A 23,196-nucleotide genomic window follows, 5' to 3' on the forward strand; every position below is an offset into this window, starting at 1 on the left:
CACCCGACTGCCAATTGTCCCAACGAATGTGTGAAGCAGCCGCATTCAAACTCGAACGAGTTCGGTTTGGATGCGGCCTGTTACTTCGGCTTTGCCTCTGCGGGCGATCATGTCGACCTCGCTGCGGATGCCGAACTCGCCGGGGAAGTAGAGGCCAGGCTCGACGGAGAAGCAGGTGTTGGGCAGGAGGAGACGTTCGTCGTGGGTTTCAAGATTGTCCAGGTGTGCTCCGTTGCCGTGGAGGACGGTGCCGATGTTGTGGCCGGTGCGGTGCGTGAACCACTCGCCAAAGCCAGCTGTGCGGATGACGTTGCGTGAGGCGTCGTCGGCTTGCCAGCCGGCGATGGGCTGGTTGGCGGTGAAGGCCTGTTGAACGACTTTGATGGAGGCGTCACGCGCGTCGCGGACCGTGTTGAAGATGAGGTGCTCGCGCTCGGTAGGCTCGCGGTCTACTACGCCGGTCCAGGTGATGTCATACCAGACGGCAGCGGGGTTGTCTTTGAGTTTGGCCCAGATGTCGATGAGGACGAAGTCGCCTTTGCGTATGGGACGGGAGTTGGCGGCGGTGGGTTCGTAGTGCGAGTCGGCGGAGTTGGGACCGGCGCTGACGTTGGGGCCGTGCTCCCAGATGAGACCCGCGCGATCCATGGCCTCCTGTAGGTATTCAACCATGGCGTGTTCGTCGGTGCCGCCAGAGCGGGCGCGCGTGCCTATCTCACTCCAGCCGGCGGCGAGGATCTCGTCGATGTGTCGCTGAGCGATGTAGTGTGTGGCGAGCTGGTCATCGGTAAGAACAGCTTCGAAGTGGCTGACCAGATCTGCGGAGGTGACGATCTCTTTTCCGAGACTGCGAAGGAGTTCGATGGTGCCCGCGTCCACCATCGAAACGTACATGATGGCGTTGCGTGGGGAGTACTGCATGGCAATCTTCGTCTGGCCGGTGAGGAGCGTTTCGAGTTGCGATTCAAGCTCCTGCCAGGAAGAGTAGACGGACTTGGTGCCGGGCAGTGTGTCGAGACGGCCAGCTTCAATGCGGTGGACGAGTTTCTTTGGTTCGCCCTGAGCGGGGATGAAGTAGAACCAGCGGCGGGTGACGTGCGCGTTCGGGTCGAGACCGAGGATGCTGTAGGCGAGGGGGTCGCGGTGGTGGTGGTCGTAGAAGAGCCAGCCGTTGAGGTCGGCGTCGCGCAGGGCAGACTGAATTGCCGTAAGGTTCATGCCCTCAATCCTAATCCGTCGAGCCCGCGGCAGTGGAGCGCCGCTTGCCCAGAGACACGCAGGGACAAAATCCACGCAAAAATTAGAGCGGCCAAAAATAAAGTTCAAATCCGTGGCGCATTTTATGTCTCGCAAAAATGCGGTGTCACAACACCACGTTTACCACGCAATCCACCACACTTACACCAAAAAACACCACGTTAAAACACCCCAATTACGTAAAACCCCCCTGTAAAAACGTCAATTCACCACCACAGGAAAAAATAGTTCGTAAGCAAACAGGTTTTTCTCGACCTCAAAAGCAGAAGAGGCCGGGATTGCTCCCGGCCTCTTCGTTGTTTGAAGCGATGAGTTATGCGTTGACTGAGTTTTCAGCGGTGGCTGCTGCTGCGGTCGCCGCGGCTTCGCGTTCCTTCTCGGCCTTCTCTGCTTTCCGGGCTGCGGCAGAGTTCTGGCCAAGTTCAGCAGCGAGGGTTTCGGTGGTGAAGGACTCGATAACGTCGCCGACACGAATGTCCTTGTGTCCTGCGAGATCGATACCGCACTCGACGCCTTGACGGACCTCGGAGACATCGTCTTTGAAGCGCTTGAGGGAGGCAATCTTGCCCTTCCATACTTCAGCGCCTTCGCGGAGCAGACGTACCTGCTGATCGCGTTTGATGAGCCCGTCGGTGACACGGCAGCCGGCGATCTGGCCGACCTTGGTGATCTTGAAGACGTTGAGCACTTCGGCGCGGCCGGCGTAGTTCTCCTTGAAGACTGGTTCGAGGAGGCCGTACATCGCCTTGGTGATCTCATCCTGCAGCTCGTAGATGATGGAGTGCAGACGAATCTCGACGTTTTCGCGCTCGGCAACTTCACCGGCCTTGCGATCAGGCCGGACGTTGAAGCCGATGACGACGGCGTTCGAAGCAGAGGCGAGCAGGACATCCGACTCGGTGATAGCGCCGACACCGGAGTGGAGGACGCGAACGCGAACCTTCTCGGTGGACATGCGCTGGAGCGAGTCTGCGAGGACCTCGACCGAACCTTGCACGTCGCCCTTGAGGATGAGGTTGAGGTCCTTCATGCCGGCCTGCTTGATCTGCTCGGCGAGGCCTTCGAGCGAGACGCGGGAGCTCTTGGCGAGTTGAGCTTCGCGCTCCTTCATCTTGCGATACTGGGCGATGCCCTTGGCCTTGTCGCGGTCTGCCATGACGAGGAATGTGTCTCCTGCATCGGGCATGCCTTCGAGGCCGAGGATTTCGACTGGTGTTGAGGGACCGGCTTCGGTGATGGGGCGACCACGGTCATCGAACATCGCGCGAATCTTGCCGAAAGTGTTGCCGACGATGTAGCTGTCTCCGGTGCGGAGGGTTCCGTTCTGTACGAGGATGCTGGCGACGGCGCCGCGACCACGATCGAGCTTGGCTTCGATGACGGTTCCGACGGCGGGACGGTCAGGCTGGGCTTTCTGTTCGTTGACGTCGGCTACGAGGCAGATCATCTCCTCGAGCTTGTCGAGGTTGATGTGCTTCTTCGCAGAGACTTCGACGAACTCGGTGTCGCCGCCCATGTTGGAGGGTTGAAGGCCGCGCGCGGTGAGCTGCTGGATGACCTTGGAGGGGTTGGCCTCGGGCTTGTCGATCTTGTTGACTGCGACGATGATCGGCACGTTGGCAGCGCGGGCGTGGTCGATGGCCTCGAGGGTCTGGGGCATAACGCCGTCGTCTGCTGCGACGACGATGACGACGATGTCGGTGACCTTGGCTCCACGGGCACGCATGCGGGTGAAGGCTTCGTGACCAGGGGTGTCGAGGAAGACGATCTCGCGACCGAAGGCGGGAGAGTCGGGCTTGGTGATTTTGACCTTGTAGGCGCCGATGTGCTGGGTGATGCCTCCGGCTTCGCCGCCTGCGACGTCGGTGGAGCGGATGGCGTCGAGGAGCGAGGTCTTACCGTGGTCGACGTGGCCCATGACGGTGACCACAGGCGAGCGGACGACTTCGACCATGCCGGTGGTGTCTTCGAGGAAGCCTTCGATGGCTTCGTTTTCGAGCTGCTCTTCGACGGAGATGATGGTTGCGTCGGCGCCGAACTGGCGGGCGACGTCTTTGACCAATTCGCCTTCGAGAGACTGGTTGACGGTGACGAAGACGCCCTTCATCAGGAGGGTCGCGATGAGATCCTTGCCACGAACATCTAGCTTCTCGGCGAGATCTTTAACGCTGATGCCTTCGGTGACCGTGATGGTGCGGGTGATCGGCACCGGCTCGCGAGAGATCTGAGCGCCGCCGAAACGTGGTGGCGGCTGGAAGCCCTTCATCGGGCCTTCCTTGGTCTTTTCGTAGCGCTGTCCACCGCGGCGTGATGCGGGGCGTGCTGCGGGACGCATTCCTGGCTTTTCGCCAGGGCCAGGCATTACGCCGGGAGGGGCACCGCCTGGTGCGCCTCCGGGACGGGCACCGAATCCGGGACGAGCAGGGAAGCCTGGACGTGCTCCGGGAGTGAAGCCGGGACGGCCTGGTGCACCGCCGGGGCCTCCTGGACCGCCGGGGAAAGTGCGGGTGGGATGCATCGGACGGCGTGCGCCGGGAGCCGTCGAGGACATCGGACGGGAGCCGGGAGCGCCGGGCGACTGAGGACGGGGACGTTCAAAGATGGGACGGCCGCGCTGTGGGGTGCCGGGAGCGACAGGAGGTGCGGTGTAGATGGGACGCGGGCCGGTCTGCGGCATGATGACACGACGTGCTGGGGGTGCGGGAGGTGTCGCCGGTGCTGCAGGTGCGGTTTCGGTCTCAGTTTCAGCTGCCGCGGCGGGCGCTGGGGTTTCTGCGGCCGGTGCGTGGGGCGCGGCTTCTACTACCGGAGTTGCCAGGACTGGAGGTTTCGGTGCCGGTGTGACTTCGGAGGCCGAGGGGGGCGGAGGTACGGGTTTCGCAACCGGCGGAGCGACAATTACTGGAGCGGCGGCAGCTACGACCGACCTGTCGGCCGGTGGAACCGCAGACGAAGAAGCCACTGGTGGGCGCGCGATGACAGGACCAGCGGGTGGCCTGCTCGCGATGGCGGGTGCAGGCGCGACGATGTTTGCGCCCTGGCGAGGTAGAGGAACGACGATGCGACGGGGCGGTGCTGCCTGAGGCTGCGCTGCTGAGGAGACCGGCGGCGTAGAAGGCGGCGCTGGCGCTGCAACAACACGTGGCGGCGTGGTCGCGGCTGGGGCGACGGTTACCGGTGGAGCGGCAACGACGGCAGTGGGGCGCGGTGGTGGCGCGGCTTTCGCGGTTGCCTCGGCTTGTTTCCGCTCGAGGATGGCCTTGAGTGCGTCGCCGGGCTTAGAGACCTTGGAGAGGTCGAACTTGGGCTTGTTGTCGGCCTGTTGCTGCCGGCTTGCACCGCTTCTTCCGCCGTTTTTGAAGTATTCCCGGACCTTTTCGGCCTGATCGGCTTCAATGGAGCTGGAATGGGTCTTTCCAGACACGCCGATTGCTTCGAGGGCGTCCAGAATAGGCCTGCTCTTTACTTCCAGTTCACGTGCCAGATCGTTAATTCGAACTTTGCTCATCCGTCCCTTTTCGCTTGCCCTGCGCGGTTAGCTCTTCATAGCAGCCTCATCGTTGCAGGAGTCTTTATTGTAAGTGCTCTCACTGGATTTCGAGACTTCACGATCCAGAGAATGCTGTGGCGCGTGGTTGTGCTGACTAACCACGATCGTTTCCATCGTCGATACCTTCATCGGAGTGCTCCTGGGCTTCGTCAACCAGGCTGTCTACGGTGTCGTTATCCAACTCGATTTGTTCTTCGCGTGCGTCGTTGTCGCTGAAGGCGTCGCTGGCCGATTCTGCCTCTTCGGCGTCGGCGATGTCTTCCGCGGAGAGGTTGTTGACTTCGTGTGCAGTGCCAACGCCGGCTTCTTCTGCGAGAAGCGCCTCAGGTGTCTTTTCCATTGATGTCTCCTCTGCTTCTGCAGCTTCGGTTTCAAATACAGCGGAGATAGCGGGGGCTGGACGCTCTTCGCCTTCTTCGTACTGGCCAAAGTAGTGGCGAACGGCGACGGAGATCTTTTCGACGGTCTTTTCGCCGATCCCGGGGACCTCTTCGAGCTGCTCGGGGGTCATGTCGGCGAGGGCTTCGACGGTGGTGATGCCGGCCGCGATGAGCTTCTCGAGGATGGCTTCGCCAAGATCGGAGACCTGCTCGATCGGGGTGGTCGGGCCGCCGCTCATAGCCTGCATCTGGCTCTCGACCTCCTGACGCTTCTCCTCTTCGCTCTTGATGTCGATCTTCCACTGGAGGAGTTTGGCAGCGAGACGGACGTTCTGGCCCTTCTTGCCGATGGCGAGCGAAAGCTGGGTGTCGTCGACGATGACCTCGATTTGTTTATCGGCGAGGTCGGTGATGGAGACGCGGCTGACTTTTGCGGGCTGCAGGGCCTTCTCGGCGAAGGTGGTGATCTCCTCCGAGTACTCGATGATGTCGATCTTCTCGCCGCGCAGCTCGCGGATGATGGACTGGACGCGCATGCCCTTCATGCCGACGCAGGCGCCGACCGGGTCGACATCTTTGTCGCGGCTCATCACGGCGATCTTGGTGCGTTCGCCGGCTTCGCGGGCGATGGCCTTGATGCTGACGGTGCCGTCGTAGATCTCGGGGACCTCGGATTGGAAGAGGTTCTGAACCAGACCCGGGGCGGCGCGGGAGACGATAACCTGTGGGCCCTTGGCGGCGCGATCGACGCGGAGGAGGACGACGCGGACGCGTTCGCCTACGGCGAATTGCTCGAGGCGGGACTGTTCGCGTTTGGGCATGCGGGCTTCGGCTTTGCCGAGGTCGAAGATGACGTCCATGGGCTCGAGGCGCTTCACGGTGGCGTTGAGGACCTCGCCGGCGCGGTGGTTGTACTCGTTGAAGACGGTGTCGCGCTCAGCTTCGCGAACCTTTTGGAAGATGACCTGCTTGGCCATCTGGGCGGCGATGCGGCCGAGGGGGGTAGTGTCTTTGTAGAAGCGCAGTTCGCCGCCGACTTCGACCTCGGGGGCGAGTTCGCGCGCTTGTTCTAGGGTCATCTGGTTTACGTCGTCTTCGACCTGTTCGGGAGTCTCGACTACGGTCTTGAAGACGTAGGCGCGGATCTCGCCGGTTTCGCGGTCCATCTCGGCGCGCATGTTTTCCTGGGTCTTGTAGTACTTGCGTGTTGCGAGCGCGATGGCGTCTTCGACGGCGCCTACCACTACGGCTGGTTCGATTCCCTTATCGCGGCTTAACGTCTCAATCGATTGATACAGAACACTTGCCATCGCTCACTCTTCCTTGCTCTTCCCCCGAGTTCCGGGGTTTGTTTCTTGTTTGTTGGTGTGACAATTTGGAGCTACTGTTTGTGCAAACAGTTCTAAATCTCCGCGACCAAATTTGCCTTTTCGACGTTTGCTAATGCGATGTCGACGGTCGATTCGGTCACAGCTTTCTTTGCCTTGCCCTTCTGCTTGACGGCAGAAAGGTCGATCGTAAGTACTCCGTCTGAAAATTTGGTCAGACGGCCTTGCCACTGCCTATTCTTGTTCACCGGTGTGAAGGTCTGGAGTTTGACCAGGCTGCCTTGAAACCGGGTAAAGTCCTCGGGGCAAAACAGCTTCCGTTCGAGTCCTGGCGAGGAGACCTCCAGGGTGTACTCGGCCCCTGGGATGAGATCCTCTACGTCAAGTACCGTGCCAAAATCCTGTGCAAATACAGCGCAATCCTCGTGGGTGACACCGGAGAGTTGTTCTACCGGAACACCTTTCGGGAGATTCGATTCAGCTTCACTGGCGGCGAGTTCGGCAAGTTTCGCCCGTTCTACCGCATTTTTTTCTACAAAGACGCGCAAGGTGCGAAATTTGACGCCGCCCTGAAACTCCACATCAACGAGTTCCAGGTTGTGTGAGGCGGCGACGCGCTCCGCGGTTGCTCGAATTTGGTCTAGCTGGACTGCCATAAGCCTTATTTCCGGTGCAATGGTCCCGTATGCACAGACGTCTTTAGAGCAAATAAAAAGTGGGCTTTAGCCCACTCATCTCTTCCGTCAAATCACCGGTGAGGTCACGGCTCTCATTCTTACGACGGAACAAAATCGTCTGCACCTCCGATGATACATCTACCTTTCCGGTAATTCAATGGCCTTGTTGGCTGGTGGCATAGGGGGGAGAGTCGAGTAGCCGCGAAACTTTGGTGAAATCAGGCCATCTAATTTGCTATGGGTCGAATGCGACTCTACAATCAATGAAATCCCGCGAAATTCAGGCTTCCTTGTAAGCCCGGCTGGTCGCCTGGAACCCAAAAACTATGATTATCTCCCCGATTCCTGAAGCCCTTACGTTTGATGATGTTCTCCTTGTGCCTGCTTATAGCGACGTTGTTCCGACCCAGGTGAGCACGCAGACGCAGCTGACACGCAATATCACGCTGAGTACGCCGCTGATGTCGGCGGCGATGGATACCGTGACCGAGGCTCGGCTGGCGATTGCGATGGCACAGCAGGGTGGTTTGGGTGTAGTGCACCGGAATTTGACGATCGAGCAGCAGGCGGGCGAGATCGACAAGGTGAAGCGGTCGGAGAGCGGGATGATTGTGGACCCGGTGACCGTGGTGCCCGATCAGACGATTGCAGATGCGCTTGAGGTGATGCGGCGGTACAAGATCTCCGGCGTGCCAGTAACGAAGAACAAGAAGCTGGTGGGAATTTTGACGAATCGCGACCTGCGGTTTGTATCGCGGACCGATCTGACGATTGATTCTGTGATGACGAAAGCGAACCTGATTACGGTGCCGGTGGGCACGACGCTGGAGCAGGCCGAGCAGATTCTGCATCAGCATCGCGTCGAAAAGCTGCTGGTGGTCAATGACGACTATGAGTTGAAGGGCCTGATTACGGTCAAGGATATTCAGAAGAAGTTGAAGTATCCGAATGCGTCGAAGGATAGCCAGGGGCGGCTGCGGGTGGCGGGCGCGATTGGAGCTACGGGGGATTTTCTGGAGCGGGCCGCGGCGTTGGTGGCGGCGAGGGTGGATGCGCTCGCGATTGATTCGGCGCATGGACACTCTTCGCGGGTACTGGAGGCGGTTGCTGCGGTGAAGAAGGCGTTTCCGCAGATTGATTTGTTGGCGGGAAATATCGCCACGTACGACGGTGCTATCGCGCTGATGGATGCGGGAGCCGATGCGGTGAAGGTTGGGATTGGGCCGGGTTCGATCTGCACTACGCGTATGGTGACGGGCGCCGGGATGCCGCAGATTACGGCTATCTCGGAGGCTTTCCGTGCGGGGCAGGAGCGGGGGATTCCAATTATTGCGGATGGTGGGATTAAGTACTCGGGTGACGTGACCAAGGCGATTGCTGCGGGCGCGAGCGTGGTGATGATGGGATCGTTGTTTGCCGGCGTGGACGAGAGTCCGGGGGAGACGATTCTTTATCAAGGGCGCTCGTTCAAGGCGTATCGCGGGATGGGTTCGCTGTCGGCGATGGCGCAGGGGTCTGGCGAGCGTTACTTCCAGGGCAAAGGCGATATGGAGGATGCTGCGAGTACGGAGCGTCAGTCGCTGACGTCTCGGGAGAACGGCGGCTCGAATCGGCTGGCGAAGTTTGTGCCGGAGGGAATTGAGGGGCGGGTGCCGCATCGTGGACCGCTTGAGGGGATGGTGTATCAACTGGTCGGCGGGTTGCGTTCGGGGATGGGTTATCTGGGATGCGGGTCGATCGCGGAACTGCAGGCCAATGCTCGATTCATCCGGATTTCAAATGCCGGTTTGCGAGAGAGCCATGTTCATGATGTGATCATCACGCGTGAGGCGCCGAACTATCATGTCGAGTAGGATTCGACTGGTGGGTGCCTATTTTGAGGTGAGCTTATGTGCAGGAATATCAAAAACCTGTTCAACTTCGATCCGCCTGTTACGGAAGATGAGATCCGCGACGCGTCGCTCCAGTTTGCGAGAAAGATCAGCGGCTTTACTAAACCGTCGAAAGCGAATGAAATTCCTTTTCATGCTGCTGTGCATGAGATATCGCTGATTTCGGCGCGCCTTCTGGCATCACTTGAGACCAATGCGCCACCGAAGGATCGAGAGGAAGAGGCAGCCAAGAAGAAGGCTCGCTCTGCTGAGAGATTTGCTGTTTGATCCCTGTGTGCTTGTCCATGACGCTTGTGCGCCAGACTTAAGGTGTCGGGTTGGTCCGGTCAAAGACCATGGCGTCGAAGCGATGACGGATGAAGAATCCACGAGTCTGGTATAGCTTGACCGCCTGCTGATTGGCCTCGGTGACTGTCAACGTGATGGCGGCAAAGCCGGCGCGGGCGAGATGGTTGGAGCAGTAATCGAGCACGGCTCGGCCAAGCCCGTGTCCGCGCCAGCCTGGTGCGATGCATAGTTGGGTGATGTGGGCGACATCGCTGGCTACGCGGGAACATAACAACATTCCGACCAGGGCACCGTTGCTGCGATCGCGGAGGACCCATGAGGCATCTGGCTCGAAGACGCCGCAGCCGGGGAATCGGACGATGTTATGCAGGAAGCGAAGTGAGCCGTGCAGAGAGCAGTATTGATCGTTGATGCGGGCGTCGATGTGGCCTAGATAGCACTCGTGGATTAGTTCGGCTGCGGCCTGATAGTGATCTGCAGACCAGCGCAGCAGATCGATGTTTGGTGGGAGATTGAGTTCGTTTCGCGTCTGTGGCGAATTTGAAGTCTTATCGAGGTCGTATTCCATGAAGAGGCGGGGATACATGGAGAAACCTGCGGCGAGAAAGGCGTCGTTGATTGAACCAGCGTCGTAGAGGAGTAGCTGCGACTCGATGCGCTGGATTCCGGGGGAGTGTTGCAGGAGCTGCAGTAGCTGGTGGAGCAGCGTCTGTGTTGTTTGAAGCATCTGCGCGGTATCGTTTCCGACGGCGAAGGCATCACCGACGACAGCTTTCTGGCCTTCGTAGACGCAGAAGGTGAAACCACAGATGCGGCCGCGGTCAAGCGCAACAAAGCCGGGCAGGATGCGAGAGTCGAGATATTGCAGGAGGAGTTCGGTGGAGCTTTGATAGTTCCAGCGAAGGCGCTGCTCCCATACGCGTGACTCGGTTTCGAGCAGAGGACGAAGCTGGCGCGCCGAGAAGTGGCGAAGGTCCAGTATCTCGAGTTGGGTTGCGACGGCCATACCTTTCGTCGAGCTTATAGGAATTTTCGAGGGATGGGTGAGTGTTAGGTCGGGCACCCGGTCAGGGCTGAATTGTGCTTGCCTGGGGGTTGGCGTAGACGCGGTAAACTTCGATGCCCTGCGATTCGTAGAGGAATAGGGGTTTGTAGACTCGCCCGGAGAGCCAATGGTCGAGGTCTGCGGCATCGCTGGCGCGAATGACCAGGATGTGTTCCGCGTCTGGAACGCCGTCGGTGCTGTAGTGGATCATGGGCTGGTTGCGATAGAAGGCGAGGCCGTAGTCCATGTCGCGCTTGATGTCAGTTGCGACGAGCTTCACGTCGGGCGCCTGCTGTTGAATTTCGCGGGCGAGTGGACGGGCGGAGTAGTTTACGTCTAGCTCTTTGCCATAGAAGCCGAGGAGGAAGACGAGGGCCGCGAGGATGGGAAGCAGGGTTACGTTGCAGACCTGCGGGATACCCCAGCGACGGATGGTGAGGAAGACGACGGCTCCGAAAGCGATGGCCGCGGTAGCTGCGATGAGCAGCCATTGCGTGGAGGGTACGAGGGTCTCGTACTTCATGTGCTGGGGCGCGAGGGCGAGCACGAAGATAAGGAGAGCGCAGGTGGCAGCGTGCGCCCAGATAAGCCATTGCGGCAGGCCGGTGCGGCGGTTTCGGTTGAGATAGTCGGCTGTGAGGATGGTCAGCGGCGGAATCGACGGAAGGATGTAGCCGGGAAGCTTTGAGCCGGAGAACGAGAAGAAGACGATGGGGAAGAGGGCCCAGAGGACGAGGAACTCGGGAAAGGCGTCGCCGGCGCGAGTGTGTCCCAGGTATCGCTGCGGATTGTGGCGTACCTTCCATTCGGCAATAGAGACTTCGATCGAGTCGACGAAGGCTCGAATGGCCATCACGGTCCAGGGCATCAGGCCAACGAGAGCAATTGCGACGTAGTACCAGAACGGCTGGTGGTGTTGGTAACGGTTGGTGGCGAAGCGCTCGAGATTATGTTCGAGAAAAAAGAGGCGGTAGAAGGTTGGGTTGCGCTTTTGGACGGCGATGTACCAGGGCAGCACCATGATCAGGTAGAGGATGACACCTGGGATCCAAATGGTGCGGCGGAGGACCGACCACTCGCGACGAAGGCCGACGAAGAGAAGGATGATTGCCAACGCGAGGAAGGGGGCTACGGGGCCTTTTGCGAGTGTTGCGGCTGCTCCGAAGAAGTAGAGATCGAAGAGCCAGAATTTTTTTCCGGTTTCGTACCAGGCGTACCAGCCGAGCATCCCGATGCAGAAGGGTGCTGCCAGCTGCATGTCGGTGGAGGCGCCACGGGCGAAGCTGACGATGGCGACGCAGGAGGCGGTGATCAAGGCTGCGTCGAGGTGCCCTCCAGGGCGGAAGCGCCGCATGTGGAGGAAGATGAGCACGACAAGGGCAAGTGCTCCCGAGGAGGAGGGGAGGCGTGCGGTCCAGTCGGAGACGCCGAACTCTTTGAAGAAGCTCATGGCGCGCCAGTAGTAGAGGGCGGGTTTTTCAAGCCATGGTTTGCCGTAGAGGATGGGAGTGACCGTTCCGCCGGCAATGCAGTGGAACGAGTTGCGAATGTCTTCCAGGCGGAGGCTGCGCGGGACCATCTTGGCGTCGACGTCGTGGCAGGCCTGGGAGTGGGCGGTGAGCATTTCGCGGGCTACCTGGGCATACCGTGGCTCATCCGCGCCTACCAGGCCGAGTTGGTCGCCTCCGAACCCGGGGACCAGACCGAAGAGCAAAAGAAAAATTGTGACGATGAAGAGGATGACGAATTCGCGAACCGTTGTGGCGGAGGGTAGCTGAAGATACTGCCGGAGCCACATCGCAGTGGCGCTGCCATTCCTTGCGCCGGACTCGGCGGGCTGTTGAATATCGTCCATTTTCCTAAGAGGAGCGAGACAAGGCTATCAGAGTCCTGTCCGAAGCTGGGTTAGGATCTGCTCGAGAGCGACCGGGAGGGGGCCATCGAGGGTGCATCCGCTGGCGTTGCGATGGCCGCCACCGCCAAAGAGTTCGGCGATACGGGCGACGTCTGTTTTACCTTTGCTGCGGATGCTGAGGCGAAATTGGTCGGCGTTAGGGACCTCCCTGAGGAAGACTGCTGATTCGACGCCGGCGATGCTGATGAGGTAGTTGACGACTCCCTCGCAGTCCTCGGCGGTGGCGCCGACGCAGTCCATGTCTTCACTGGTGACCCAGGTCCAGGCAAGATCGTCGTCGCACTGGAGATTGGAGAGGGCGGTGCCGAGCAGGCGGATCTTGCTGGCGGGGTTCGAGAGGTAGATGTCGCGAGCTATCTGGCTGGGATCGGCTCCGCAGGCGGCGAGATGATGAACCAGGGCGAAGGTGTCGGCGTTCGTGCTGGAGTAGGTAAAGGTTCCGGTGTCCGAGAGGATGCCCGCGTAGAGGCAAGTGGCCATTGAAGGCGTGATCTCGACGTTTGCAGCGACGGCGATGTGGTAAACCATGGCGGCGACGGCGCAGGCGTGCTCATCGATCCAGTTGACTGATGCAAAGGGACGGCCGCTGGCGTGGTGATCGATGTTGATAAGAGTTCGGCCTTCGAGACCGAGAAGACCAGTGCGGACGATGCCGTCGCATTCGAGGAGGATGGCGGGGGTGGCGCCGGAGGGGTCTACATCGTTCGCGGAGGGAGTGTGATGGATTCGTCCGATGTTGGGGAGGGTGCTGTAGGAGGAGGGAATGGGGTCGGCGAAGACGATATCGGCCTGGCAACCGAGTTGGTCGAGCACCTCGGCGAGGGCTAGGACGGAGCCGATGGCGTCACCGTCGGGGCGGGTGTGCGAGGCGAGGAGGAAGCGGGGATGGGAACGGAAGATCGTCAGAAGATCGTCAATCCGGGCTACGTGGGGCTTGGGCTCGAGGAGCTGTGCGTGAGGGGTCATGATTTGGGAGGCGCCCCTGAGACCGGTTCGGAGGCGGTGCGCTTCTGCTCACGCTTGCGGGTACGGGCGAGAAGCTCGTCCATGCGCCCAGTCATCTTCTCGGATCGGTCGATGGCAAAGGTCAGCTCTGGGACGTGGCGTACGCCCATGCGGTCGCGGAGCTGGGAGCGGATGTAGGCCCGGGCGGTGGTGAGACCTTCGAGGGTGGAGGCCTCCTCCTCCTCGTTACCGTGGACGGCTACGAAGATGCGGGCAGACTTGCCGCCTGGCGCGAGCACGACTTCGGTGACGTAGCTGGGGGCGATTCGTGGATCGGAGAGTTCTCCTTCGAGCATGGCTCCGATCTCCTCGGAGAAGGTGTTGGCGACACGGTTGCGATGGTAGGTTCTGGCGCGCTGCTCGGGCATATGGTTTTGACTGGGGCGAACGGTTGAGGATATCAGAGTTGGGTTGTTCCACCTAGTGCTTGAGGAGGATTCCGGCAGGATTTCCTGTGGATTGTGCTTCATTCGGGGAGGATTTCGGCGTAAGAGTCTGTGATTTCAGCACTTAGGGCGGCGGCTATGCGGTGGACTGCGTGGTCGATCTGGTGGAGTTGGCCGGTGAGATAGCTGGTGGAGGAGGAGATGGTGGCGATTCCGAGTGTGGCGCGGTTCCAGACCATGCCGTCGTCCAGCTCGGCGATGGATAAGTTGAAGCTGTGGCGGAGTTTATCTTTCATGGAGCGTAGGACCTGGCGGCGGTCTTTTAGGGACTGGGCGTGGGGAATTTCGAGTTCGATGGTGAGTTTGGCTACGGGCATGTTCTTGGTACCCCTCCCCCCTTTAGTGTATTTTGCATGGAAGTCTTTTGTTTTGTTATATCTGCGGAGGGTTAGTGGTTGCAAAATATTCCATCTAAAGGGTTTACGTGCAAAATATTGAAAATAAACGGTTTGGTGCGGATGTTTGATTTTGGTTGCTGTTTTTTGACCGTTTTCTGGCGATCGTTTTTGTCCAGTCCCCCCTCTTTTCTTTAGCGGATGAGCATCAGGTAGATGGCCATGGCTACTCCGGCAGCGGCTAGCAGGAGACCGAGGACGACGGCGTCGCGCGAGACGCGGCCAGGGCGCCAGGTGCCGGAGCTTAGCTCCTGGATTAGCTGGAAGTGACGGTAGACGGCGCTGAGGTTGACGATGACTCCGAGCGCTACCAGAAGGACGCCGGACCACAGGGAGAGTCCAGTGGTGCGGGGGGGCAGGTGGGACTCGGCGGCGGTGATCTGGCGGAGGAAGAGGCCGAAGCGGCTGACAGCGAATCCGATACCCATGAGGCCGAGGCCGGTGCGGATCCAGGCCAGGAAAGTTCGCTCGGCGGCGAAGTAGACGCGAGGGTCCTGTTCGGCGGGCTGGGCTGGATTGGGCATGGTGGGATTGTAAGGCAGCGGCAGCGAGTTCAGGTCAGTGGCGCAGGGTGTCGCAAGTTGTGGTTTTCTTGGTGGTAAGTTGTGGTCGGTTTGTGGTGACGGAGGGGAATGTGGGCATCAGATCCCCCCAATAGTGGTATCGGAAGCACACCAGTCACTAGCATTGAAAATACCTTCCTTCGCGGGATGCAATCCTCCGAGTCTTCCTTCATATTCACTTCAGCAGTATCGAGCACAGAAGACGGATCAGAGAGTTGCGAATCACTAATTCTCTGAATCGGGTGAAACAAGCCCTCCCCCGCGGCGGCATGGGCTCAGCGAAGTCGCTCAAGGTGCCGCCCGCCCACAAGTTTTGTTGGGATGCGACAAAGATCGCTCTCATAAAAAACTCTCCTAACCAGAGAGAACCAAGGCAGCTTGGCCCCTCATGCGAGGGGCCTTTTTTTATCTCGTCGGAACCGGGTGCGGAAAGTCTGTGACAACTTTCTTGCATTCTTTGCCTATATTTGCAGACCATGCGGGAATTTGATCGGCGAAGAGTTGAGGTTTGCGCGAGGAGATGGGCGGCGGCCGTTGGGTTGATAGTCTTCGGACTTCTCTGTGCAGTTTTGCTGCCTGAGGCGGCTCGGGCGGAGGGGCCAGCGGCTCATTTTGTGGGGTCGCAGAGTTGTGAAAAGTGTCACGCTGCGACGTACAACAGCTGGAAGCAGACGCGAATGGCGAATGTGGTGCGTGATCCGAAGGTACATCCGGATGCGGTGCTTGGGGATTTCAGCCATGCTGATCCGCTGGTTACGTTCGGGATCGGAGATGTGGCCTTTGTGTATGGGAGCCGATGGAAGCAGAGGTATTTCACCAAGCGGGGAGATGACTACTATCCGGAGCCGGCGCAGTGGGATGTGAAGAAGGGCCGATGGCTGCCGTATCACGCGGAGACGGGCACAGACTGGTGGCTGCCGTTTTACGGGCCGAGTAACTTCGATCGTCCGACGGGACCGACATGCGATGGATGCCACTCGGTGAACTACAACGTGGAAACCAAGCAGGTGACGGAGTGGAATGTGGGGTGCGAGAAGTGCCATGGGCCGGGCAGTCTACATGTGGCGCATCCGACGACGCAGAACATTGTGAACCCAGGGACGCTTGATTACGCGCGGGGCAATGACACCTGTATTCAATGCCACAGTCAGGGGCGGCCGCTTGCGAATCCGATTAAACGGAAGTACTTCGACTGGCCGGTGGGATTTGTGCCGGGAGAGAGGCTGGCCGATTTTTGGAGGCTGGAGGAGTTGAAGCCGGGGGCGACGAACTTCTTCCAGTACGCGGACCTGACGGCGCACAAGAACAGGATGCAGGGGAATGATTTTGTGCAGAGCAATATGTATCACCGGCAGATTCGATGCTTTGACTGCCATCAGGTTCACAGTAACGAGAATGCGTCGAACCTGATTGCGAGGGGGAATGCGGTTTGTTTGACGTGCCACACGAAAGATAATCCTGCGGGATTGAAGGGGACGGTGAGCGAACATACCCATCATGCGGCGGGGAGCAAAGGGAGCGAGTGTGTGGCGTGCCATATGCCGAAGATTGAGCAGACGATCAAGGACAATGCCGTGAGTGCGCATACGTTTCGGTTTATTAGTCCGGTTGAGACGGAGCAGTCGGGGATTCCGAATCCTTGTACTTCTTGCCATACGGATAAGTCGACTGCTTGGGCTACGAAGGAGTTGAGGGGGTGGAAGACTACTTCGCCGTGGCGGGTGGCGAATTAGTTGTTGAGGGGGTCGCCGGTTGGATGCAAGAAGAAATGCAGCGGCAAGAACAACAGCAACAGCAGATCCCCTGCGGAGATGACAACGAGAAAGGCAACAGCAACAGCAGATCCCCTGCGGGGATGACAACTAGAAATGCAACGGCAACGGCAGGGGGGTGCGCGGAGTTGCGAATGTTGGAGGAGGGGAAATCCTCTACAATTTGGGTTTGGATTGCGATTGAGGAAGTACGGAGATATGGATGAGGCGAGCGGATGTGGTGCGGCGTGTGTCTTTGGCGGTGAGTTTCGGAGCGTTGGTGGGGGTGAGTGTGAGTAGTGTACAGGGCGCGGCGATGAGCGCGAAGGATGCCGGGTTTGGGCCGTCGAACCCGTTTTATGCGAAGAGTACGCTGCCGTTTGAGGCGCCGCCGTTCGACAAGATCAAGGACAGCGACTACGAGCCGGCGATTGAAGCGGGGATGGCGGAGGAGTTGAAGGAGATTCAGGCCATTGCGGACAATCCGGCTGCGCCTACGTTTGAGAACACGATTGTCGCGATGGAGAAGACCGGTCAGCTGTTTCAGCGGGCGCAGGCTGCGTTCGATGGCGTGACGGGAGCGAACACGAATCCTGAGCTGGAGAAGTTGCAGGAGGTGCTGGCTCCGAAGCTGGCAGCGCACCGGGATGCGATTTTTCTGAATGAGAAGTTGTTTCGTCGTGTGGCAGCGGTGTACGAGGCGAGGGCTTCGCTGAACCTGAGTCCGGAGGGCCTGAGGCTGGTGGAGGTGAGGTACAGGGATTTTGTGCACGCCGGTGCGAACCTGTCGGATGCGGATAAAGAGAAGCTGAAGAAGCTCAATGCGGAGGAGTCGACGTTGTCGAACGGCTTCCGTAGCAAAGTGCTGGCGGCGACCAAAGACTCGGCGTATGCGACGACGGATAAAGGAGCGCTCGCGGGTTTGACGGCGGGAGATTTGGGCGGGGCGCAGGCGGCGGCAAAGGAGCGAAAGAAGGATGGGTATGTGCTTCCGCTGCAGAACACGACGCAGCAGCCCGTTCTTTCTTCGTTGAGTGTGCGGGGTACGCGGCAGGCGATATTTGAGAACTCCTGGACGCGGACTGAGCGCGGCGATGCGAATGACACGCGTTCGACGATTGCGAGGCTGGCGGAGTTGCGTGCGGAGAAGGGCAAGCTGCTGGGGCATGACACCTACGCAGGCTGGAAGCTGGAAGACCAGATGGCGAAGACGCCGGAGAATGCGCTGAAGTTTATGGATGCGCTGGTGGCTCCTGCGACGGCGAATGCGGCGGATGAGGCGAAGGATATTAAGGGTGTGATCGACGCGCAGAAGGGTGGGTTTTCGGTTGAGCCGTGGGACTGGGAGTTTTATTCGGAGCAGGTGAGGAAGGCGAAGTATGACATCGACGACGCGCAGGTGCGGCCTTACTTCGAGCTGAACAATGTGCTTGAGAATGGCGTGTTCTATGCGGCGGGTCAGTTGTATGGTCTGAGCTTCAAGGAGCGGAAGGATATTCCAGTTTGGAATCCGGATGTTCGCGTGTTCGAGGTGTTCGACGGGAATGAGAAGCCGCTGGCGTTGTTCTATTGCGACTACTACAAGCGCGATAACAAGAACGGTGGGGCGTGGATGAGCAGCTTCGTCGATCAGTCGAAGCTGATGGGCACGCTGCCGGTGATTTATAACGTTGCGAATCTGCCGAAGCCTGCTGCGGGTGAGCCGGCGCTGATCAGCTTTAGTGATGTGGTTACGATGTTCCACGAGTTTGGGCATGCGCTGCATGGGATGCTGGCCGATACAGAGTATCCGAGCTTGTCGGGGACATCGGTACCGCGGGACTTTGTGGAGTTTCCGTCGCAATTCAATGAGCACTGGGCGACGTATCCGGCGGTGTTCGCGCACTATGCGAAGCATTATAAGACGGGCGCTGCGATGCCGGAGGAGTTGGCTACGAAGATCAAGAAGGCAGCGGATTTCAATCAGGGCTATCTGCTGACGGAACTGGTGGCTGCGGCTGAACTGGATATGCAATGGCACACATTGCCGGTGAGCGATGGGCTGCAGGAGCCGGATGCGTTTGAGAAGGCGGCGTTGGCGAAGAAGGGATTCACGTTGAGCTATGTTCCGCCACGGTACCGGTCGAGCTACTTTTCGCATATTTGGGGCGGGGGATATGCGGCCGGGTACTATGCGTATCTTTGGAGCGAGATGCTGGATGATGATGCGTTCCAGTGGTTCCAGGATCATGGCGGGCTGACTCGGGCGAATGGGGACCGGTTCCGGAAGATGGTTCTGTCGCGTGGGAATACGGAGGATCTGGCGAAGATGTATGAGGCGTGGCTGGGGAGCGCGCCGAACGTCGAGCCGATGCTGAAGTATCGCGGACTGGTGAAGACGGCGAAGTAGGCCGCGTCAGCGAAGAATAAAACGAGGTTAGGGAATGAGCCGCTTGCGTGGGTGATGCAGGCGGCTTTTTCCTATGGGTCGACTGCGCGGTTTACGTGGCTGCAAAAGCGTCGATGAGAAGTTGCGTGCAGACGTCGAATTCTCTTCGCAATTTTGACAACTTCAGATATGCTCATTTTCATTCCAAGTTCACATAGCAAACTGAATTTCACCTGTTCCGAAGTTTAAGTTCGCAGTTGCCTCGGCGTCGTCCCCGCGGATTGGCCGTGCTGCATCTGTGTCTTTGCAAATGCCTACTTTCAGGCAAAGGACGACTTGTTTTAAGTAATGCGCTGCAACACTTAGGAGCAAGATTATGAGTAGGTGTTTCCGTTCCTTCTTCTTTGTCGTTGTGTGCCAGATGGCGTGTCTGCTTCTGGTGTGTCCCGTGTTTGGGCAGCAGACGCTCGGCGGCCTGACGGGGGTGGTGACCGATGCCCAAGGCGGGATTCTGGCTGGGACCGTTGTGACCGTGGTGGGGGATCAGACGGGGTTGACGCGGACTCAGACGGCGGGAAGCAATGGATTTTATGATTTTGCGAATCTGCCGATTGGGACTTACACGCTGACGTTTACGAAGGACGGGTTTCAGTCGCAGAAGATGCAGGGGATTCCTGTGCAAAGCGACCGGACGGGGACGGTGAATGCTCAGTTGAGCGTGGGAGCGGTGAACACCGTGGTGAGCGTGGACGCGGTGCCGCTGATGAACGCAGTGGACACGACGAATGGATATGTTCTGGATAAAGCGCAGATCGAGTCGATACCGCAACCGACGGGGAGTTTCACGGGGTTGGCGATTCTGTCGCCGGGTGTGAATGCGGAGTTGTCGGGTGGTACTGGGGCTCAGTCCGGCTTGGGGAATCTGCCGATCTGGGCGAATGGACAACGCGATACGAGTAATAGCTTCTCGATCAACGGCGTGGATGCCAGCAGTCTTTTCAATGGGAAGAGCACAAGCCAGGTTGGCTCTCAGCGCGTGATTAACAGTACGGGCGCTTCGACTACGCAGGGCGGGGCCGGGGTGATTCAGACGGTCGCATCGGTTTATCTTTCGATCGGTAATGCGATTCCTACGCCTGCGCCGGAGACGATCCAGGAGGTGCGGGTGAACGCGTCGATGTATGACGCGCAGCAAGGCTCTACTTCGGGTGCGCACATCGATGTGAATACAGCTTCGGGCACGAATGCTTATCACGGTACGGCGTATGCACGTCGTGGAACGAACTGGATCAATGCGGCGCCGTTCTTCTTCAAGAACAATCCACTGCTTGCGAATGATCCGAAGGACGAGAATCCTGAGCTGCACCGCTATATCGCGGGCGGGACTTTTGGTGGCCCGATTATTAAGAACAAGCTCTTTGGGTTTGTGTCGTACCAGCATCTGCAGGTTTCGGATCAGGAGATCGGGGACAACTTCATCAATGTACCGGTTGGGCTTTCTGATACCAATCGCGATGCGGCTGGCTTTGCGAATATGATCAATGGCCCGTTTGGGACGACTCTTACCGCTGCGAATATTGACCGGACTGCGCTGGCTTTGTTCAACTCGCCTTCGCTGCCTGGTCAGCCGGGCAAGTGGCTTGTGCCGAATGACACGGGATCGTCGAGCATGTCCGCCTCGCATCCTTACAATGCTTTCATTCCGGGCACTGGTCGCTTCAAGGCTGATATGGCGGTGGCTAATCTTGACTACAACATCAATAGCAAAGACACGCTGTCGCTGAAGTATTTCTATCAGCACGATCCTACGCTTGCTCCTTATGCCTACTCGAGCGTGCCGGGATTTACGGAACATCTCGACTCCGGCGCGCAGGTTTTTTCGATCATCAACACTTATCTGGTGAAGTCGAATTTGAGTACGACGGAGAGCCTGGGGTTCATTCGGGAGAAGACGTGGGTGGATAACGAGCAGCCATTTGGGCCGGATGCGATTCCGGGAGGTTCGCTGGGAACGGTTTCGATCAATGAGTTTGGGTCGAGTTATTTTCCTGGTGTGTCGATAGTCGATGTGCTTGGCGAGAGCGTTCGAGAACAACATGGGCTAGTCAGCACGGGCATCCTGAACATTGGGCCTAACGCGGAGGGGCAGGCTCCTAATACCGGAGCTTTCCAGAATCGATGGCAGCCGTCTGGAAATGCGATCTGGACGCTGGGCAAGCATACGGTCACGTTTGGTACGAGTTATAGCTATACGCAACTCAATACGATCGATCATCGGACGAACGCGGGCACAGTGGCTACGGACGATCTGAGTGCTTTTGCGCAGGGGTATGTGACGCCGGGCAGCTCTTCGACGCAGTTTTATGTCAGCTCGTTTCTGCAGGGCGATGCGAGCCGTTACTACCGGGCGAACCAGGTGGGGAGCTACGTGCAGGACAAGTTTCAGGTGACGCCGACGATTTCGCTTACGGCGGGATTGCGCTATGACTGGAACGGAGGCCTGTCTGAAAAGAACGGGCGGATCTTTAACTTCGATCCGACACTTTATAGCTACAACGAAGCGTCGGACACGATCGTCAATCCGGGCTTCATCATCGCCAGCAACAACAAAAACGGAACCACAGGTGTAAGCCCGACCACATTGACGGGGCGGCAGTGGGGGATTGGTCCGCGGCTGGGCGCGGCGTGGCAGCCGGAGAAGTTTGGAGGCAAGGTGGTGGTGCGGTCGGGCTTCGGGATGTACTACGACCGCGGTGAACTGTTCAGCTACTTCTCGCCTGGCTATGCGATCGGTACGGTGACTGGTGGGCCATTCGGGGCCAATCAGCAGCTTCCGTTTGTGACGGCGCAGTCCTGCCCGGTGCAGAGCCTTTACAGCTACTACATTCCAACGTGCGGCGGGGGGGGCGGTATAAATCCGCCGACATCTGCGCCTACGGCTGCGACGGGCAATCTCGCGAACCCGTATACCAACGTGCAGAATGCTCCGCCGACGAATCCGCAGTCTTCCGACCTGAGCAACTACCTGCCGAACATTGCTGGCATTGAGAATGGCGGGCAGCCGATTTCGCTTGGTGTCTACGATCGCGCGAATAAACTGCCTTATACCTTCAACTACACGCTCGATATTCAGTGGCAACCACGCAATGACCTTGCGATTACGCTGGGCTACGTTGGTAATTTGGGCAGGCATCAAGTGATTCCGGTTCCGTTCAACCAGCCTGGGATCGCTTCACCTAGTGCCAATATCCATGGTCAGAAGTATTCGTATGGTTATAACGTTGGGGGAGCCAATTTGCCCGACGGGACTGGTTACGACTTCGACTATGAGGGCGGCAACATCGATCATCGCGTTCCTTATGTCGGTTATGCGGCGGAGTCGATCTCGTACAGGGCGGCGGGTGTGGATGCCTACAATGCCCTGACGGCGCACGTTGAGAAGCGGATGAGTCACGGATTCCAGATTGCTGCCTCGTACACTTACTCGCACGCGCTCGATGAACAGAGTGGCCTGGGTCTTTTCTATAACGGCAACAACCCGTTGAACCTGCGCGATGGATATGCTTCGGCTGACTTTGACCGGACGCACGTGATCAACTTCAACTATGTTTACAGGCTGCCCGATTTTGTTCACAACCATACTGTCGAAGGCTATTTTGCGAACGGCTGGTCGTTGGTGGGGCTTACGATTTTGCAGAGTGGCCAGCCGTATAGCGTGATCGACTTCAGCGGAGCCGTGGGTAGTATTTACTACGGCGTCAGCAACGGAATTACGAATCCGATCGTTCCGCTGGCTCCAGGGTGCACTGCGAAGTCTGCGAAGACGGGTCACTCCGGGGCATTCAATCCAAATGGCGATCCGAATCTGAATGCGTTGAAGGCGTCGTGTTTCACGATTCCAATACTGCAGGCTGGCGGACTGAGCAGCGCTGTTCCGACCTCCGATCCTTATGAGACGGACTTTACGACTGGTCAGCGCAATATCTTCCGCCAGGCCTTCCAGAAGCGTGCGGATGCGTCGTTGATGAAGGTGACGAAGTTCACGGAACGGTACAGTCTCACTTATACGTTTGATGTTTATAACCTCACGAATACGAGCAGCTTCGATGTGCCAGGGAACGAGGTGGCGCAGAACGTTAACTACAACGGATTCCCAGCGGCCGGGACGCCGGTTCTCCCGACCGGTTGCAACAGCACCAGCCCAAGCACCGACACCTTTTACAACTGCCCGAGTGGGTTGGGTACTGTGACACATACGATCGGGAGCCCGCGACAGATACAGATGTCGTTGCGGTTCCTCTTCTAGAGATTGCGTTTGCAGATGAGTGTCTGTAGT

Annotated in this window: 15 protein-coding genes; 5 read left to right on the forward strand and 10 right to left on the reverse strand. The window is 58.6% G+C overall.

Annotation, left to right across the window (positions count from 1 at the left end):
• Positions 1-45 precede the first annotated feature (45 nt).
• From HDF14_RS09715 to rimP, 4 genes are all read right to left on the reverse strand, one after another.
• Positions 46-1,218, reverse strand: coding sequence for a M24 family metallopeptidase (locus HDF14_RS09715; RefSeq protein ID WP_183975927.1), 1,173 nt, complete (start codon positions 1,216-1,218; stop codon positions 46-48).
• A gap of 352 nt (positions 1,219-1,570) precedes the next feature.
• Positions 1,571-4,765 (reverse strand): translation initiation factor IF-2, encoded by a 3,195-nt coding sequence (gene infB, locus HDF14_RS09720; RefSeq protein WP_183975929.1) that lies wholly within the window; start codon positions 4,763-4,765, stop codon positions 1,571-1,573.
• A 136-nt stretch (positions 4,766-4,901) separates the two neighbouring features.
• The gene (gene nusA, locus HDF14_RS09725; protein WP_183975931.1) at positions 4,902-6,497 is read right to left on the reverse strand and encodes a transcription termination factor NusA; all 1,596 of its coding nucleotides are present in this window, start codon (positions 6,495-6,497) and stop codon (positions 4,902-4,904) included.
• Between the two features lie 92 nt (positions 6,498-6,589).
• Positions 6,590-7,171 (reverse strand): ribosome maturation factor RimP, encoded by a 582-nt coding sequence (rimP, locus tag HDF14_RS09730; RefSeq protein WP_183975934.1) that lies wholly within the window; start codon positions 7,169-7,171, stop codon positions 6,590-6,592.
• Between the two features lie 347 nt (positions 7,172-7,518).
• Between rimP and guaB the strand changes: the two genes are divergently transcribed.
• Both guaB and HDF14_RS09740 read left to right on the forward strand, forming a co-directional pair.
• On the forward strand, positions 7,519-9,045 hold the full coding sequence (guaB, locus tag HDF14_RS09735; RefSeq protein WP_183975935.1) for an IMP dehydrogenase: 1,527 nt from the start codon (positions 7,519-7,521) through the stop codon (positions 9,043-9,045).
• A gap of 36 nt (positions 9,046-9,081) precedes the next feature.
• Positions 9,082-9,351 (forward strand): DUF2277 domain-containing protein, encoded by a 270-nt coding sequence (locus HDF14_RS09740; RefSeq protein WP_183975937.1) that lies wholly within the window; start codon positions 9,082-9,084, stop codon positions 9,349-9,351.
• Positions 9,352-9,388: 37 nt separating this feature from the next.
• Here HDF14_RS09740 and HDF14_RS09745 read toward each other — a convergent pair whose 3' ends face one another.
• The 6 genes from HDF14_RS09745 to HDF14_RS09770 form a co-directional block, all read right to left on the reverse strand.
• Positions 9,389-10,378, reverse strand: a complete 990-nt coding sequence (locus tag HDF14_RS09745) for a GNAT family N-acetyltransferase (protein WP_183975939.1) — start codon at positions 10,376-10,378, stop codon at positions 9,389-9,391.
• Positions 10,379-10,439: 61 nt separating this feature from the next.
• Positions 10,440-12,272, reverse strand: a complete 1,833-nt coding sequence (locus tag HDF14_RS09750; RefSeq protein ID WP_183975941.1) for an ArnT family glycosyltransferase — start codon at positions 12,270-12,272, stop codon at positions 10,440-10,442.
• 27 nt (positions 12,273-12,299) lie between these two features.
• Positions 12,300-13,298, reverse strand: coding sequence for a DHH family phosphoesterase (locus tag HDF14_RS09755; protein ID WP_183975943.1), 999 nt, complete (start codon positions 13,296-13,298; stop codon positions 12,300-12,302).
• Positions 13,295-13,807, reverse strand: a complete 513-nt coding sequence (gene rbfA / locus HDF14_RS09760; RefSeq protein WP_260698155.1) for a 30S ribosome-binding factor RbfA — start codon at positions 13,805-13,807, stop codon at positions 13,295-13,297. Before rbfA ends, HDF14_RS09755 begins: the two co-directional genes overlap by 4 nt.
• On the reverse strand, positions 13,804-14,100 hold the full coding sequence (locus HDF14_RS09765; protein WP_183975945.1) for a DUF503 domain-containing protein: 297 nt from the start codon (positions 14,098-14,100) through the stop codon (positions 13,804-13,806). The genes rbfA and HDF14_RS09765 overlap by 4 nt, the downstream gene beginning before the upstream one ends.
• A 212-nt stretch (positions 14,101-14,312) precedes the next feature.
• A complete protein-coding gene (locus HDF14_RS09770) occupies positions 14,313-14,702 on the reverse strand; it encodes a YidH family protein (protein WP_183975947.1) in 390 nt (129 codons plus the stop codon).
• Positions 14,703-15,217: 515 nt separating this feature from the next.
• On the opposite strand from HDF14_RS09770, the gene HDF14_RS09775 reads away from it, so the two are divergent.
• The 3 genes from HDF14_RS09775 to HDF14_RS09785 all read left to right on the forward strand — a co-directional run bounded on the left by HDF14_RS09775 (position 15,218) and on the right by HDF14_RS09785 (position 23,166).
• Positions 15,218-16,474: a cytochrome c3 family protein gene (locus HDF14_RS09775; protein WP_183975949.1), complete on the forward strand. Its 1,257-nt coding sequence runs from the start codon at positions 15,218-15,220 to the stop codon at positions 16,472-16,474.
• Between the two features lie 241 nt (positions 16,475-16,715).
• Positions 16,716-18,881 carry a peptidyl-dipeptidase Dcp gene (gene dcp / locus HDF14_RS09780; protein ID WP_183975951.1) on the forward strand — a complete coding sequence of 722 codons (2,166 nt, stop codon included), beginning with the start codon at positions 16,716-16,718 and terminating at the stop codon, positions 18,879-18,881.
• Positions 18,882-19,236: 355 nt separating this feature from the next.
• Positions 19,237-23,166 (forward strand): carboxypeptidase-like regulatory domain-containing protein, encoded by a 3,930-nt coding sequence (locus HDF14_RS09785; RefSeq protein WP_183975953.1) that lies wholly within the window; start codon positions 19,237-19,239, stop codon positions 23,164-23,166.
• The last annotated feature ends 30 nt before the right edge of the window (positions 23,167-23,196 follow it).

Source organism: Tunturiibacter gelidiferens (genome assembly GCF_014201335.1).
GTDB lineage: Bacteria > Acidobacteriota > Terriglobia > Terriglobales > Acidobacteriaceae > Edaphobacter > Edaphobacter lichenicola_E.